Raw genomic sequence first — 14,630 nt, 5'->3', positions numbered from 1 at the left:
GCTTTGCTCGTCTCCGGGCCTGCAGAAATGCATCAGGAGTGCTGACTATTCTACTTTGCATGGGGTTGTTTTCGAGATTTTTGCGGAGGTCCTCGTGACGGCTCAGCCCCTTCTCGACGTCAACGACCTCACGGTCGAATTCACCACGCGGCGCGGCATCGTCAAAGCCGTGCAGCACGTCAATATCTCCGTCGGCAAGGGCGAGACGCTCGGCATTGTCGGCGAGTCCGGCTCCGGTAAATCGGTGACATCGTATGCCGTGATGCGCATCCTGGACCGCGCCGGCAGGATCGCCGAGGGCTCGGTGATGTTTTCCGGTATCGACGTCAGAGTCGCGAGCGAGAACGAGATGCGCGATTTGCGCGGCCGCGAAATCTCGATGATCTTCCAGAATCCGCGCGCGGCGCTGAATCCGATCCGCAAAGTCGGCGACCAGATCGAGGATGTGCTGCGCCAGCATGTGCAGAGCGCGGCCAGCGACCGCGGCGAGAAGGCGATCGAGGCGCTGGAGCAGGTCAAGATCGCCCGTCCGCGCGAGCGTTATCACGCCTATCCGTTCGAGCTCTCCGGCGGCATGTGCCAGCGCGTCGTGATCGCGCTGGCACTGGCCTGCAATCCGCAGCTCCTGATCGCGGACGAGCCGACGACGGGACTCGACGTCACCACGCAGAAGGCGGTGATGGATCTGATCGTCGAGCTCACCAAGCGACGGAATATGTCGACCATCCTGATCACGCACGACCTCGGCCTTGCCGCCGCCTATTGCGACCGCGTGGTGGTCATGGAGAAGGGCCGGGTGGTGGAGACCGCGAAGTCGGCGGATATTTTTGCTAGACCTGAGCACGCCTATACCAAGAAGCTGATGCGCGCGACGCCGCGGCTCGGCGTGTCGTTGCGTGATCTGCTGCCGGAGGACGAGGCTGCGACGCTTTCTTCAGCCTCGCCCCGCTCGCGGGGAGAGGCCGACGCGCAAAGCGCGGCGGGTGAGGGGGACTCTCCGCGCACTGTGCTCGCGGAAGCAGCCCCTCACCCCGACCCTCCAAGAGCGAGCTCCGCTCGTCTCGACCCCGCGAAGGGCGGGGAGAGGGAGCAGAAACCGCTCCTCCTCGTCGAAAAACTCGTCAAGGAATATCCGCGCCAGGGCGCGAGCGCCGTGCTGTCAAAGCTGTTCTCCCGCAAACCACCGGTTGAAGCCGAGATATTCCGCGCCGTCGACGGCATCGGCTTCACCGTCGGTCACGGCGAGAGCGTCGGGCTCGTCGGCGAATCCGGCTGCGGCAAGTCGACGACGTCGATGATGGTGATGCGGCTGCTGGATCAGACCTCCGGCCGCATCCAATTCGATGGCGAGGAGATCGGCGCCATTCTGCCGCAGGCCTTTGCGCGGCTGCCGCAGCGCAAGAGCATCCAAATGGTGTTCCAGGACCCGACCGACAGCCTCAACCCGCGCTTCACCGCCGCACGCGCCATTGCCGATCCGCTTCTGCAGCTCGGCGACATCAAAGGCCGCGACGCGCTACGCGCCCGCTGCGAGGAACTCGCCGGCCTGGTCGGCCTTCCGGTCAACCTGCTCGATCGTTTTCCGCACCAGTTATCCGGCGGCCAGAAGGCCCGCGTCGGCATCGCACGCGCGATGGCGCTGCATCCAAAGCTCGTGATCCTCGACGAGCCGACAGCCGCGCTCGACGTCTCCGTGCAGGCGGTCGTGCTTAATCTGCTGCAGGATCTCAAGCAATCGATGGGCATGAGTTATTTGTTTGTGTCGCATGATCTGAATGTCGTGCGTTTGCTATGCGATCGTGTCATCGTGATGCGTGCGGGACGAATCGTCGAGCAAGGCTCGTCCGAACGTGTGCTCGGCGATCCGCAGGATGCCTATACGAAGGAATTGCTGACGGCGATCCCGCATCCGCCGTTGCCGGTTCATTAAGAAAACTGAGTGGGAGCGAAATGGCCGCCGATCATCTTGATAGTTACATCGATGCCGTCGCAAAGGCGCTGGCGCTGCCGGTCGAGGAAGCCTGGCGGCCTGCCGTGCGGGCGAACCTCGAAGTGTCGCTGAGGCTGGCGCGGCTGGTCGATGAGTTCCCGCTGCCGGATGAAACCGAGCCGGCCAGTGTCTACACCGCGTGATAGTGCCATGATCACAAACACCGACGGATTGTCAGCCCAGCAAATCGCGCAAGCCGTAACGGACCGCAAGCTTTCCGCGCTCGATGCGACCGAGGCCGCCCTGGCGCGGATCGCCAGACACGATCCCGTCCTGAATTCGTTCACCGACATCACCGCCGACCGCGCGCGCGCGAAAGCCCGCGCGGTCGATGCCGCGATCGCCGCCGGCGAGAGGGTCGGGCCACTCGCCGGCGTGCCGTTCGCGGTGAAGAACCTGTTCGACGTCAAGGGCCTTGCCACCCGCGCCGGGTCGAAGATCAATCGCGATCTGGCGCCGTCAGCGCGCGATGCCACGCTGATCGAGCGGATGGAGGCGGCCGGCGCCGTGCTGGTCGGCGCGCTCAACATGGGCGAATACGCCTATGACTTTACCGGCGAGAACGTCCATGACGGCCCGTCGCGCAATCCGCACGATCCGACGCGGATGACCGGCGGCTCGTCGGGTGGCTCGGGCAGTGCGGTCGGCGGCGGTCTGATCCCGATCGCCCTGGGGTCGGACACCAACGGATCGATCCGCGTGCCGTCGTCGTTCTGCGGGGTCTTTGGCCTCAAGCCGACCTACGGCCGGCTGTCGCGCGCGCGCTCGTTTCCGTTTGTCGCAAGCTTCGATCATCTCGGCCCGTTCGCGCGCAGCGTCGGCGACCTCGCGCTGGCCTATGACGCCATGCAGGGGCCGGACGCCGACGACGCGGCCTGCACGACGCGCCCGGTCGAACCGGCCACGCCGCTACTCGTGCAGGGTGTCACGGGCCTGCGGGTCGCGGTGGCCGGCGGCTACTTTCAGAAGAACGTCTTTCCCGAAGCCGTCGAGGCTGTTTCGCGCGTTGCGAAAGCGCTCGACGCCACGACAACGGTCGAAATTCCCGAAGCCGCGCGCGCCCGCGCCGCAGCTTACGTGATCACCACGACCGAAGGCGCTTCGCTACATCTCGATCGCCTGCGCAAGCGCCCGAACGATTTCGATCCGGCGGTGCGCGACCGCCTGATTGCCGGTGCAATGGTCCCGGCACCGCTGGTCGACCGCGCGCAGAAATTTCGCCGCTGGTATCGGGCAAGAGTGCTTGAGCTGTTCAAGTCGGTCGACGTGATCATCGCGCCGGCCACGCCCTGCATCGCGCCGAAGCTCGGGCAGGTAAACTTCGTGCTCGACGGCGTCGAATTGCCGGTGCGCGCCAATATCGGCATTCACACCCAGCCGATTTCGTTCATCGGCCTGCCCGTGGCCGCAGTGCCAATTCCGCTGGTGCCGATGCCGATTGGCGTGCAGATCATCGCCGCTCCCTGGCGGGAAGATATCGCGCTACGCGTTGCGCATGCGTTAGAGCGCGCCGGCGTCGCCACCGCGCCGCTGCCGAGAGGATTATAGTTATGGAGATCGATCTGCCGGACGTGCTCGCCGAAGTCACCGCGCAATTCGCGCGCTACGAGAAGGCGCTGGTGTCGAACGACGTCGCGGTGCTCGACGAATTGTTCCGCAGCGATCCGCGCACGCTGCGCTATGGCATCGGCGAAAATCTCTATGGCTACGATGCGATCATGGCGTTTCGCGCGGCGCGCTCGCCGGTCGGGCTGATGCGGCGGACCGACAAGACCGTAATCACGACCTATGGGCGGGATGCCGCGGTCGCCTCAACGCTGTTCTATCGCGATGGAGTGTCGGGCAGGGTAGGACGGCAGATGCAGACCTGGGTGCGTTTTCCGGAAGGCTGGAGGATTGTCGCGGCCCATGTCAGCATCATCGATGATCCCGACGCTCCCAAGGTGGATTCGAAGTCATGAGTCTCGATGACCTCCCCACCCGAACGCCGCCATCCGGCGCGGACGCCGAGACGCCGGTCCGGCGCGTCGATCGGCCTTCGCCGCTGCGGGACAAGGTCACGCGCGCGGAAGAGCTGCGACTGCAGCTTGCTGACGAGATCGTGCGCGGTGTGCTGCCGCCGGGATCGGCGCTCGACGAGACCGATATCGCGCGGCGCTTTTCCGTGTCGCGCACGCCGGTCCGCGAGGCGCTGCGGCAATTAGTGGCGAGCGGCCTGGTCGAGGCCCGCGCCCATCGCGGGGCCGTGGTCGCGCAGCCGTCGCTCGACCGGCTGACGGAAATGTTCGAGGCGATGGCGGAACTGGAAGCGTTGTGCGCGGGGCTCGCTGCGGAGCGGATGCCGCCGGCTGATCGCCAGAAGCTGGAGGCGATCCATGAGGAATTGCGGGTGCTCAGTCACGCCGGCAATCCCGAACGCTTCCACGAGGTCAACGAGCGCTTTCACAACGCGATCTATGCCGGTTCGCAGAACAGCTACATCGCCGAGATGACGCTGGCGACGCGGGTGCGCGTGCAACCGTTCCGCCGCGCCCAGTTCCGTAACCTCGGGCGGCTGGCGAAATCGCACGCCGAACACGACCGCGTCGTGGTCGCGATCATGCGCGGCGACAAGGCCGGCGCCGCCGCCGCGATGCGCGCCCATATCGAACTGGTGCGCGGAGAATACGAACTCTACGCGGTGTCGGTGTAAGTGGGCGAATGGGGAGTGGCGAATAGCGAATGGGGAATTTTTTTTCGCTACTCGCTATTCGCCACTCCCCATTCGCGCTCATCAAACCCTCGCCTTCTCCGCCACAAACGCGCGCCAGCCGCCGAACGCGGAAATATCGCGCGCGCCTTCGATCGCTACGGGCTCGACCATAAAGCCCTTCACCCCGCGTCCGTCCGCCAGCCGTACCGTGCCGATCCCGAGCGGCGGCGGGATCGCGGCGACGAATTTGCCGAAGGCTGCCGCCGACAGCGCCCATAGCTCCAGCTTGATCGAGCTGCCCGCGCCCGCGTCCACGCGCAGCATGCCGGGTTTTGGTGGCGTGGTGTCGAGCGCATATAGTTTGTAATCCGGCGCGGTCGTGGTCGCCTCGAGCAGGCGCCCGCCGAGCGCCTGCAGTTCGCCATTGAGCGCCATGCCGGAGAGATGCGCGCCGACCACGGCGAGGGTGATGTCGTCGCCGCTCGCCTCGGCCGGCAAAGCCGCGAGCGCGGGCTGTGTCAGGCCCTTGGCTCCCATCTTCAGCCTGGTGTCGGCGTGAAACACGCGCCCGATGCTGGCGAGCGCCCCGTCGTGGCCTGCGGGCGCCAACAGCGTGATGCCGAATGGAATGCCGTCGGTGCGCATGGCAGCCGGCAGCGCCAGCCCGCAGAGGTCGAGCAAATTCACAAAATTGGTGTAGGTGCCGAGCCGGCTGTTGAGCTCGACCGGATTGGCCAGCACCTGCGCGGTCGAATAGGCGGTCGGCGCCGTCGGCAGCACCATCGCTTCGAAATTGGCGAAAGAGCGCTCGGCGACACGGCGCAGCGCCTGCAGCCGATAGAGCGAGGCAAAAGTGTCGGCGGCCGTCAGCCGCGCGCCGGCCGCCGTGATCTCGCGGGTTACCGGATGGATCGAATCCGGCGCCGACGCCAGCAGGTCGCGGATGACAAGGTACCGTTCGGCGACCCACGGGCCCTCATAGAGCAGCCGCGCGGTCTCATAAAACGGCTCCAGATCGAATTCGACCAGCGTGGCGCCGAGCGATGTCCAACGCTCGAGCGCCTCGCCATAGGCTTTCTCCGCGGCGCGGTCGCCGAAGAAGATCAATTGGCCGTTGCGCGGCACACCGAGCCGGAGTTTTTCGGGAAACGCGGACACGGCTCCCAGCGGCCGGTCGCGCGAAAACGGATCGGCGCCGTCGGGTCCTGCCATCGCCGCCAGCGCCGTCATCGCATCGTCGACGGTGAGCGAGAACACCGAAATGCAGTCCAGCGTCCGGCACGCCGGAACGAGTCCGGCGTTGGAGATCAGCCCGAGGCTCGGTTTCAGCCCGACGATGTTGTTGAGCATCGCGGGCACGCGGCCCGAACCCGCCGTGTCGGTGCCGAGTGCGAGCGGCACGAGGCCGGCGGAAACAGCGACCGCCGATCCCGAACTCGATCCGCCCGGAATCAAATCAGCGCGGATCGGATTGATGGGGATGCCATAGGGCGAGCGGACACCGACAAGGCCGGTCGCAAACTGGTCGAGATTGGTCTTGCCGATGATGATGGCGCCGGCCGCCCGCAGCTTTGCCACGGCCGTTGAATCCTGCGCCGGCGAATAGGAGAAGGCCGGGCAGGCCGCCGTGGTCGGCAGGCCCTGCGCGTCGATATTATCCTTCACCGCGACCGGGACGCCGAAAAGCGGAAGCGCCGCCGCGTCTTTCGAGGCCAGCGCTTCGGCCTCCGCCAGCGCATCTTTCTCGTCGCGCAGGCTGATGAACACGGCCGGATCGTTATAGGCGCGGATGCGCTGATAGAAGCGGGCGATGGTTTGCGCCGGGGTCACGGTCGCGGCGCGGTGCGCGGCGACGATGGCGGCAACGGTTTCAGGTGCGTCAGACCCCATGGCGAGCAAAACTCCAGCGAGCAAAGGTTACCGCGAATGAAGCAAGCGATGTGCCATTGTGTACAATCGTTGGGCGGAGCCAGCTCTAAACGATAGATACGTAATATCAGTCATTTAGGATACGAGCACACCCGTGCTGCGAGCCTGGGGCGCTCGAATGGCTGTCTAAAGTTTAGGCGACGAGAACCCAAGACGAGGCGGCGGCCTCGCTCAGGTGAACGCGGACAGGATCTGCAACAGCCGTTCCCGGTTTTCCTTGCCGATCTTATCGGCCACATGGCGCTCATGTTCGGCGGCGAGCCGCCTGAACTGCGTTAGCGCGGTCCGGCCGCGGGCGGTCAGGTGCAAGGCGTGAGAGCGCCGGTCGGTGGCCGATCTGACGCGGCTGACGAGATCGCGCTGTTCGAGACTGTCCAGCAGATGCACCAGCCTGGCGCGTTCGATCCCGAGCCGCTTGGCGACCGCCATCTGGCTCAGGCCGGGATTGGCGCCGATCACCGTCATCACCGAATACTGCGTCGGCCTGATGTCAACGGCGGCCAGCGTGCGGATAAAATCCTGAAAAATCCAGATCTGGAAACGCCGCACCGCATAGCCAGCGTGGCCGGCCAGCGCATCGAGGGCGATCTCGTCATTCATGACGTCGCTGGGCGCGCTGCCGTTTCGATCTTGCGTCCGGCCGGAACGCGGTCGCGCGCCCGCGCGCGATTTGGCCGTTCTGGGCATGTGACTGTTTCCCGCCATCGCCTCTCCTTCTAGCGCTTCGCGGCCTTCAGGGGAAGATTGTTGTTGACGACAACAATTGGTGTGCTCAACATTGGGACCAAGCGGCCCCTTCGAGCTGCACGCCGGCATGATGCGCGGCAATCCCGTAACCAGCCGGGACAGGAGGAAACCATGACCCTCGCCGCCGCAAGCGGTGACAATTCCCGCAGCCTGTTCGCGACGCCAGCGATTGTCGCCGACAGCCGCGCCGACGGCAGCATTGTGGTGAAGTCGACCGCGCCGCTTCGGCCGGCTGCGCGCTGCATCGGCGACTGGCTGGAGCACTGGGCGCGGCAGGCGCCGGATCGGATTTTTCTTGCCGATCGGACGAGCGCCGATGCGCCGTGGTCGACCGTCACCTACAAGGACGCCTTGCAGCAGGTGCGTTCGGCGGCGGCGTGGATCCTCGCGCAAGGGCTGAGCACCGAACGTCCATTAGTCATCCTGTCCGACAACAGCGTCGAGCACGCGCTGTTCGCGCTCGCAGCCCAGCATGTCGGCGTGCCATCAGCGGCGATCTCGCCGGCCTATTCGCTGATGTCCAAGGACTTCGACAAGCTCAAGAGCATGATCACGCTGCTCGGGCCCGGCGCGATTTATGTTTCCGGCACAAAACCGTTTGCCGCGGCGCTGGCGGCGATCCAGCCGTTGCATTCGGCTGCGATCGTCAGCGGCAGCGCCGGCGACACCGGCGCCATCTCGTTCCGCAGCATCGCGGCCACGCCGGAAACGCCTGATGTCGAAAAGGCATTTGCTGCGATCACGCCCGACACGATCGCAAAATTCCTGTTCACGTCAGGTTCGACCGGCACGCCAAAGGCGGTCATCAACACCCAGCGCATGCTGACCGCGAGCCAGCAGGCCAAGGCGCAGACCTGGACGTTCCTCGAAGATACCAGCGAGGATCTCGTGATCCTCGACTGGCTCCCCTGGAGCCACACCTTCGGCGCCAACCACAATTTCAATCTGGTGCTGCGCAACGGCGGCACGCTCTATGTCGACGGCGGCAAGCCGGCGCCCGGACTGTTCGCGACCTCGCTGGCCAATCTGCGCAGCGTGATGCCGACGGTCTATTTCAACGTGCCGCGTGGTTTCGACATGCTGATCGCAGCGCTGCGCAGCGATGAGGAGTTGCGCAAGAAATTCTTCAGCGAAGTGAAATTCGCCTTCTACGCGGGCGCTGCGCTACCGCAGAATCTCTGGGATGCGCTGGAAGAGCTCTCGATCAAAACGATCGGCCGCGCGATGCCGATGGTGTCGGCCTGGGGTTCGACCGAGACCTCGCCGCTGGCGACGGACTGCCATTTCCAGGCCAAACGCTCCGGCAATATCGGCGTGCCGATACCGGGCACCGAACTGAAGCTGGTGCTGTCAGGCGACAAGCTGGAGGTGCGCGTGCGCGGTCCCAACGTCACGCCCGGCTACTGGAAGGCGCCGGAATTGACCGCACAGGCGTTCGACGCGGAAGGCTTCTATTTAATTGGCGACGCCGTGACCTTTGCCGATCCGGAGCGGCCCGAACTTGGATTATTTTTCGACGGCCGCGTCGCGGAAGATTTCAAGCTCAATTCCGGCACCTGGGTCAGCGTCGGAACCTTGCGCGTGGCCGGCATCGCGGCACTGGCGCCTCTGGCACAGGATATTGTCGTGACCGGCCATGGCGGCGACGAGGTCCGTTTCCTGGTGTTCCCGAACATCGCCGCCTGCCGGGCGCATGCCGGGTTGCCCGACAACGCCGATGTGAAAGACGTCATCTCGCACGACAAGGTCCGCGGCTCGATTGCGCAAGGCCTTGCGAAACTGAAGGCGCAAAGCGGCAATTCATCCGGCCACGCCACGCGGGCGCTGCTGCTGGCTGAAATCGCCTCCGTCGACGGCGGCGAGATCACCGACAAGGGCTACATCAACCAGCGCGCGGTGCTGACACGCCGCGCGGGCGCGGTAGCAACGCTCGACGACGATTCCTCGGCCGAATGGATCGGTTGCGCCGGCTGAGACGCAGTCGCCTCAAAATCCGTTCTTGTGCGCTTCGACCAGCCGCACCAGCATCTGGAGAAAGGCTGTTTGCTCGGGCTTGCTGAGCGCGGACAGCGTCTGCGCATTGAACCTCTCGCCGAGCCGGCTGGCCTCGTCGGCGCGCCGCTCGCCCGCCGCGCTGAGGCTGAGCTCGACCGCCCGCTTGTCCCGCGTGGACCGCTTGCGCTTCAAAACGCCGGTCTCCTCCATCCGCGACAGGATCTTCACCAAATTGGGCAGTTGCATTTTCAGCACGGCGGCAAGCTCGCTCTGCGTCACCGTCTTGTTGTCGCGCACCGTGATGAGGATGGCGTATTCGAGCGGCGAGAGTTTTAGCGATTCGAAATACGGATAAAACGCCTCGAAATTCTGCAACTGCAGGATCCGGATCATGAATCCCGGGGTCTGCCGTAGCGCGGTGAGATCGAGTTCCTGGTCGGCATCCGGCCCGGCCGGACTGGCTGCCCCGTTGGCCTTGCGCGTCGAAACTTTGGCGGTTGTTCCCATGGCAACAGCTTGCTTGGCGTTACGTGAATTGACAATCCTCAAAATGCTTATAAGTTATAAGTAATTTCGAAGTGGTCGCGAAGGCCGCCTTTTCCACACAAGGAGGGAATGCATGCGACAGTCGTTTCGCACAGGAATGCTCGTTGCCGCGCTCGGCGGTAGCTTCGTCAGCGCCGCTTTCGGCCAGGATCGCGTCCGGATCGGCGTGCTCAACGATCAGTCGGGCGTGTTTTCGACCTATCAGGGCATAGGTTCGGTCATATCAGCGCAAATGGCCGTGGAGGATTATGGCGGCAAGGCCGCCGGCAAGCCCGTCGAAATCATCACCGCCGATCACCAGAACAAGACCGATGTCGGCGTCGGCATCGCACGGCGCTGGTACGACACCGAAAACATCGACGCCATCTTCGATCTGCCGAACTCGGCGATTGCGCTCGCGGTCGCCAATATGAGCGAGCAGAAGAACAAGGTCTTCATCGGCTCCGGCGCCGGCACCGCGCTGCTCACCGGCGAAAAGTGCACGCCAAATACCGTGCACTGGACCTACGACACCTACGCCTATGGCCGCGGGCTCGGCAAAGCCGTGGTCGCGCAGGGCGGCAAGAAATGGTTCTTCCTGACCGCCGATTACGCCTTCGGCCACGATCTGGAGAAGCAGGCGATGGAAGGCGTCAAGGCGGCGGGCGGAGAAGTGCTCGGCGCCGTACGCCATCCGCTCGGCACCGCCGACTACGCATCCTTCCTGCTGCAGGCGCAGGCCTCGGGCGCTGACATCGTCGGCGTCGCCAATGCGGGCGACGACACCATCACCTCGATCAAGCAGGCGGCGGAATTCGGGCTGACGCAGAAGCAGAAGCTGGTCGGGCTGATCCTCGGCATGAACGGAATTCCCGCGCTCGGCCTGAAGGCGGCGCAGGGCGCGCAGATCATGAATCCGTTCTACTGGGATTTGAACGACGGCACGCGCGCCTTCGCCAGGCGGTTCGCCGAACGCCATCCGCAGAAGAATTATCCGAATGACATGCAGGCCGGCGTCTATGCATCCGTGCTGCATTACCTGAAAGCGGTCGACAAGGTCGGCGGCGCCGCCGACGGCAAGGCCGTGGTCGCGGCGATGAAGGCGATGCCGACAGACGATCCGCTGTTCGGCAAGGGAACTATTCGCAGCGACGGGCGCAAGATTCATCCGTTCTATCTGCTGGAGGTCAAGAAGCCCGACGAGTCCACGTCGAAATGGGACCTGCTGAAGGTCGTCGCAACCATTCCCGGTGATCAGGCGTTTCGCCCCGAAAGCGAGGGCAACTGCCCGCTGGTCAAGAAATAATCTGATCGGCTTGCTGCCGGCAGGAACCGACGGGAGCCGGAAATCGACCATGGGGGTTCGTCGTATATGTTGCTAAGGCAACTAATTTGTGCGAGCCTGTTTTCGACAAGCGGCCGATTGTAGAGCACAGAGATTGCCGGGCCGCGCAGGGAGAAACAGATGCTTGGGCGTGTCGGCTCGTCACGACACAGTGCGGTACTGCGTACGCGATGCGATGGCGGCGGCGTTCAGCGAGGCCCGGCCAATGCGTTCGGCTCAGTCCCGGGTGTCGACTTCGCCCGCGCCTTTCACGGCGTCGAGATTGCCGTGAACCCGCAGCAGCAGCCCGATCAGGGTTTCCCGCTCCGGCTTGTTCAGGCAGGAGAGCAGGCGGCGTTCACGCTCGAGCGCGACCGCGATGACCTGGTCGTGGGTGGTAAATCCCTTTGCGGTCAGCGAGATCGAATGGGTGCGCCCGTCCTGCCGGTCGGCCCGGATGCTGACCAGCCCGCGCTCCTCCATGCCGCCCAGCGTCCGGCTGACCGGCCCCTTGTCGAAGCCGATCACATGGCAGATGCGGGCCGCGGAAATCTCCGGCTCGATCGCCAGCAGCGACAGGATCCGCCATTCCGTGACGTTGACGCCAAAGCGCTTCTGATAGACCACGGTCGCGCTGCGCGACAATTTGTTGGCGATGAAGGTGATGAGCGCCGGAACATAACGGTCGAGGTCGAGCACCTGTTCGGCCCGTCCGCTCCTGCCTGCCGCGCCCGCGCGGGGCACGCGCGCCTGTCTGTTCCTGCTCATGCTCTTCCGAAGCCGCTCCAGCGTTCCAGACATAGAGACAGCGCACACCGCTCTGCAAGCACATTATGCAGGAGACCCACATGAGCGCGACCGATCAAGCAGCGCCGACCGGCGTCCCGAGCCTCGACGTCGACCCGTTCTCGACCGGGTTCTTCGACGATATGCACACGATTCACCAGGTCTTGCGCGAGGCCGGACCAGTGGTGTGGCTCGCCAAGTGGGGCATCTATGGCGTGGCGCGCTATGCCGAGGTGCATGGCGTCCTCCACGATCCCCTGACGTTCTGCTCGGGCCGTGGCGTGGGTTTAAGCGATTTTGCCAAGGAGAAGCCGTGGCGCCCGCAAAGCATCATCCTGGAGGCGGACCCTCCGGCCCACACCCGAACACGCGCGGTGCTGAATCAGGTGCTGTCGGCCACCGCTATGAAGCCGTTGCGCGCTCATTTCACCGCATTGGCCGAAGCCAAGGTCGATAAGCTGCTCTCGCGCGGCAGCTTCGATGCCATCACCGATCTTGCGGAAGCTTATCCCTTGTCGGTCTTCCCCGATGCGCTCGGACTGAAGCAGGAAGGGCGCGAGCATCTGCTGCCCTATGCCAGCCTGGTGTTCAACGCGTTCGGGCCGCCGAACCAGTTGCGCCAGGAGGCGATCGAGCGCTCAGCGCCGCATCAGGCCTATGTCGCCGAACAATGCCAACGCGAGAATCTCGTCCCCGGCGGCTTCGGCGCCTGCATCCATGCCCGCGCCGATGCCGGCGAAATCACCCATGAGGAAGCCCCGCTTCTGGTGCGGTCGCTGCTGTCGGCCGGGCTCGATACCACCGTCTACGGCATCGGTGCCGCCGTCTATTGCCTCGCGCGTTTTCCGGAACAACTGGCAAAGCTGCGCAGCGATCCCACGCTGGCACGCAATGCCTTCGAGGAAGCGGTCCGCTTCGAAAGCCCGGTGCAGACCTTCTTCCGTACCACGACGCGCGAAGTCGAGCTTGGCGGACACGTGATCGGCGAGGGCGAGAAGGTTCTGATGTTCCTTGGGGCCGCCAATCGCGATCCGCGCCGCTGGGAAGATGCCGATCGTTACGACATCACCCGCCGCGCATCGGGCCATGTCGGCTACGGCTCAGGCATTCACATGTGCGTCGGCCAGCTTGTCGCGCGCCTCGAAGGCGAAGTGATGATGGCGGCCATCGCCCGCCGGGTCGGCAGCATCGAGATCACTGGACCCGTGAAGCGCCGCTACAACAACACGCTGCGTGGTCTGGACAGTCTTCCGATCACTATTTCCGCGGCCTGACGGATACCATCCCCGGCATCTGATCGGCAGCTCCAGCGGCGCGTCGCGCCAATCGCAAACCCGGCGAAAGTCCGGGAACGCTCAATCAACATCGGAGGAGAAAACAATGCGGGGTTTAGGATTGGGTCTGGCGCTGGCCTTGTCGTTCGCGACGAACGCGGCGCGTGCGGAGATTTCCGATAACGTCGTCCGCGTCGGCGTGCTCAACGACATCTCCGGCATCTTCCAGGATACCAACGGCATGGGTTCGGTGGAAGCCGCCCGCATGGCGGCGGAAGATTTCAACGGCGGCGGCAAGGGCATCAAGGTCGAAATCGTCTATGCCGATCACCAGAACAAGGCCGATGTCGGACAGGCGATCGCGCGCAAATGGCTCGATGTCGAAGGTGTCGACGCCATCGTCGACGTGCCGAATTCGGCCGTCGGTCTTTCCATCAATTCGCTGCTGCGGGATTCGCGGATGACGTTCCTGGCGTCGTCCACCGCCAGTTCCGATCTCACCGGCAAGGCCTGTTCGCCCAACACCATCCAATGGGTCAACGACGCCTGGGCGACCGGCAACACGACAGCGGCGGCGATGATGGCACGCGGCGGCAAGGACTGGTACTTCGTCACGGTCGACTACGCGCTCGGCAAGGGTATCGAGGCGGAAGCCACCAACTACATCGAGAAGCACGGCGGCAAGGTGCTGGGTTCGAGCAAGCATCCGCTCGGCACCTCGGATTTCGCCTCCTTCCTGCTGCAGGCGCAAAATTCCAAATCCAAGGTGATCGGTCTTGCCAATGCCGGCGGCGACACCATCAACGCGGTCAAGCAGGCCAACGAGTTCGGCATCCAGCAGAGCGGCCAGACCATGGTGGCGTTCCTGCTGTTCGTCAACGACGTCCACGGCATGGGATTGAAGGTCGCGCAGGGCCTGCAGCTTCTCGAAGCCTTCTATTGGGACATGGACGATGATACCCGCGCGTTTGCAAAACGCTTCGCGGCGCGGCCGGGCATGAACGGCAAGATGCCGAGCGGCAACCAGGCTGGCGTCTATGCCTCGACGCTCGCCTATCTCAACGCGGTGGCCGCGACCGGCAGCGATCATGCCAAGGATGCGGTGCCTGAGATGAAGAAGTTCAAGGGCAAGGACAAATTGTTCGGCGACGTCACCATCCGCCAGGACGGCCGCGTCATTCACCCGATGTACCTGTTCGAAGTAAAGAAGCCGGAAGAGTCGAAATATCCGTACGACTATTACAAGCTGGTTTCGACCATTCCGGCCGACCAGGCGTTCCGCCCGCTCGCCGACGGCGGCTGCTCGCTGGTGAAGTGACGCTTCCCCTCCCTCTCCCGCGCTTGCGGGGGAGGCATAGGCGGCCTCTG

13 protein-coding genes are annotated in these 14,630 nt (G+C 64.4%); 9 read left to right on the top strand and 4 right to left on the bottom strand.

Features of this window, described 5'->3' with window-relative positions; all coding sequences use genetic code 11:
• Positions 1-94: 94 nt before the first annotated feature.
• Genes V1283_RS35300 through V1283_RS35280 form a run of 5 tightly spaced genes read left to right on the top strand, consistent with a single transcriptional unit; the run spans position 95 to position 4,682 of the window.
• Positions 95-1,930, top strand: a complete 1,836-nt coding sequence (locus V1283_RS35300; protein ID WP_334391209.1) for an ABC transporter ATP-binding protein — start codon at positions 95-97, stop codon at positions 1,928-1,930.
• A 20-nt stretch (positions 1,931-1,950) separates the two neighbouring features.
• Entirely contained in the window at positions 1,951-2,133 is a 183-nt protein-coding gene (locus V1283_RS35295; RefSeq protein WP_334391208.1) for a DUF4089 domain-containing protein, read from the top strand.
• A 7-nt stretch (positions 2,134-2,140) separates the two neighbouring features.
• The gene (locus V1283_RS35290) at positions 2,141-3,538 is read left to right on the top strand and encodes an AtzE family amidohydrolase (protein WP_334391207.1); all 1,398 of its coding nucleotides are present in this window, start codon (positions 2,141-2,143) and stop codon (positions 3,536-3,538) included.
• A gap of 2 nt (positions 3,539-3,540) precedes the next feature.
• Positions 3,541-3,951: an oxalurate catabolism protein HpxZ gene (gene hpxZ, locus V1283_RS35285; protein ID WP_334391206.1), complete on the top strand. Its 411-nt coding sequence runs from the start codon at positions 3,541-3,543 to the stop codon at positions 3,949-3,951.
• A complete protein-coding gene (locus V1283_RS35280; protein WP_334391205.1) occupies positions 3,948-4,682 on the top strand; it encodes a GntR family transcriptional regulator in 735 nt (244 codons plus the stop codon). The genes hpxZ and V1283_RS35280 overlap by 4 nt, the downstream gene beginning before the upstream one ends.
• A gap of 81 nt (positions 4,683-4,763) precedes the next feature.
• Here the strand turns inward: V1283_RS35280 and atzF are convergent, their stop codons facing one another.
• Both atzF and V1283_RS35270 read right to left on the bottom strand, forming a co-directional pair.
• Positions 4,764-6,572, bottom strand: a complete 1,809-nt coding sequence (gene atzF / locus V1283_RS35275; protein ID WP_334391204.1) for an allophanate hydrolase — start codon at positions 6,570-6,572, stop codon at positions 4,764-4,766.
• A 210-nt stretch (positions 6,573-6,782) separates the two neighbouring features.
• Positions 6,783-7,211, bottom strand: a complete 429-nt coding sequence (locus V1283_RS35270; protein ID WP_442895907.1) for a MarR family winged helix-turn-helix transcriptional regulator — start codon at positions 7,209-7,211, stop codon at positions 6,783-6,785.
• Between the two features lie 258 nt (positions 7,212-7,469).
• On the opposite strand from V1283_RS35270, the gene V1283_RS35265 reads away from it, so the two are divergent.
• Positions 7,470-9,332 carry a feruloyl-CoA synthase gene (locus V1283_RS35265; RefSeq protein ID WP_334391202.1) on the top strand — a complete coding sequence of 621 codons (1,863 nt, stop codon included), beginning with the start codon at positions 7,470-7,472 and terminating at the stop codon, positions 9,330-9,332.
• Positions 9,333-9,344: 12 nt separating this feature from the next.
• On the opposite strand, the gene V1283_RS35260 is transcribed toward V1283_RS35265, so the two are convergent.
• Positions 9,345-9,860, bottom strand: coding sequence for a MarR family winged helix-turn-helix transcriptional regulator (locus tag V1283_RS35260; RefSeq protein ID WP_334391201.1), 516 nt, complete (start codon positions 9,858-9,860; stop codon positions 9,345-9,347).
• A gap of 112 nt (positions 9,861-9,972) precedes the next feature.
• On the opposite strand from V1283_RS35260, the gene V1283_RS35255 reads away from it, so the two are divergent.
• A complete protein-coding gene (locus tag V1283_RS35255) occupies positions 9,973-11,184 on the top strand; it encodes an ABC transporter substrate-binding protein (protein ID WP_334391200.1) in 1,212 nt (403 codons plus the stop codon).
• A 255-nt stretch (positions 11,185-11,439) separates the two neighbouring features.
• Here V1283_RS35255 and V1283_RS35250 read toward each other — a convergent pair whose 3' ends face one another.
• The gene (locus V1283_RS35250) at positions 11,440-11,970 is read right to left on the bottom strand and encodes a MarR family winged helix-turn-helix transcriptional regulator (protein ID WP_334391199.1); all 531 of its coding nucleotides are present in this window, start codon (positions 11,968-11,970) and stop codon (positions 11,440-11,442) included.
• 80 nt (positions 11,971-12,050) lie between these two features.
• Here V1283_RS35250 and V1283_RS35245 point away from each other — a divergent pair, with 80 nt between their 5' ends.
• Positions 12,051-13,262, top strand: a complete 1,212-nt coding sequence (locus tag V1283_RS35245) for a cytochrome P450 (RefSeq protein ID WP_334391198.1) — start codon at positions 12,051-12,053, stop codon at positions 13,260-13,262.
• 106 nt (positions 13,263-13,368) lie between these two features.
• Positions 13,369-14,580 (top strand): ABC transporter substrate-binding protein, encoded by a 1,212-nt coding sequence (locus V1283_RS35240; RefSeq protein ID WP_334391197.1) that lies wholly within the window; start codon positions 13,369-13,371, stop codon positions 14,578-14,580.
• Positions 14,581-14,630 lie beyond the last annotated feature (50 nt).

Origin of the sequence: Bradyrhizobium sp. AZCC 2262 (assembly GCF_036924535.1) — a bacterium.
GTDB lineage: Bacteria > Pseudomonadota > Alphaproteobacteria > Rhizobiales > Xanthobacteraceae > Bradyrhizobium.
Note: the sequence above shows the minus strand (reverse complement) of the source record. Positions and strands in the feature narration are given on the sequence as shown.

Bases quoted from the DNA above. Each gene is read 5' to 3' on its own strand.
- V1283_RS35240 (WP_334391197.1), top strand. From the start codon at position 13,369: ATGCGGGGTTTAGGATTGGGTCTGGCGCTGGCCTTGTCGTTCGCGACG.
- V1283_RS35290 (WP_334391207.1), top strand. From the start codon at position 2,141: ATGATCACAAACACCGACGGATTGTCAGCCCAGCAAATCGCGCAAGCC.
- V1283_RS35295 (WP_334391208.1), top strand. From the start codon at position 1,951: ATGGCCGCCGATCATCTTGATAGTTACATCGATGCCGTCGCAAAGGCG.
- V1283_RS35245 (WP_334391198.1), top strand. From the start codon at position 12,051: ATGAGCGCGACCGATCAAGCAGCGCCGACCGGCGTCCCGAGCCTCGAC.
- V1283_RS35280 (WP_334391205.1), top strand. From the start codon at position 3,948: ATGAGTCTCGATGACCTCCCCACCCGAACGCCGCCATCCGGCGCGGAC.
- V1283_RS35250 (WP_334391199.1), bottom strand. From the start codon at position 11,970: ATGAGCAGGAACAGACAGGCGCGCGTGCCCCGCGCGGGCGCGGCAGGC.
- V1283_RS35255 (WP_334391200.1), top strand. From the start codon at position 9,973: ATGCGACAGTCGTTTCGCACAGGAATGCTCGTTGCCGCGCTCGGCGGT.
- V1283_RS35265 (WP_334391202.1), top strand. From the start codon at position 7,470: ATGACCCTCGCCGCCGCAAGCGGTGACAATTCCCGCAGCCTGTTCGCG.
- V1283_RS35260 (WP_334391201.1), bottom strand. From the start codon at position 9,860: ATGGGAACAACCGCCAAAGTTTCGACGCGCAAGGCCAACGGGGCAGCC.
- V1283_RS35270 (WP_442895907.1), bottom strand. From the start codon at position 7,211: ATGAATGACGAGATCGCCCTCGATGCGCTGGCCGGCCACGCTGGCTAT.
- hpxZ (WP_334391206.1), top strand. From the start codon at position 3,541: ATGGAGATCGATCTGCCGGACGTGCTCGCCGAAGTCACCGCGCAATTC.
- atzF (WP_334391204.1), bottom strand. From the start codon at position 6,572: ATGGGGTCTGACGCACCTGAAACCGTTGCCGCCATCGTCGCCGCGCAC.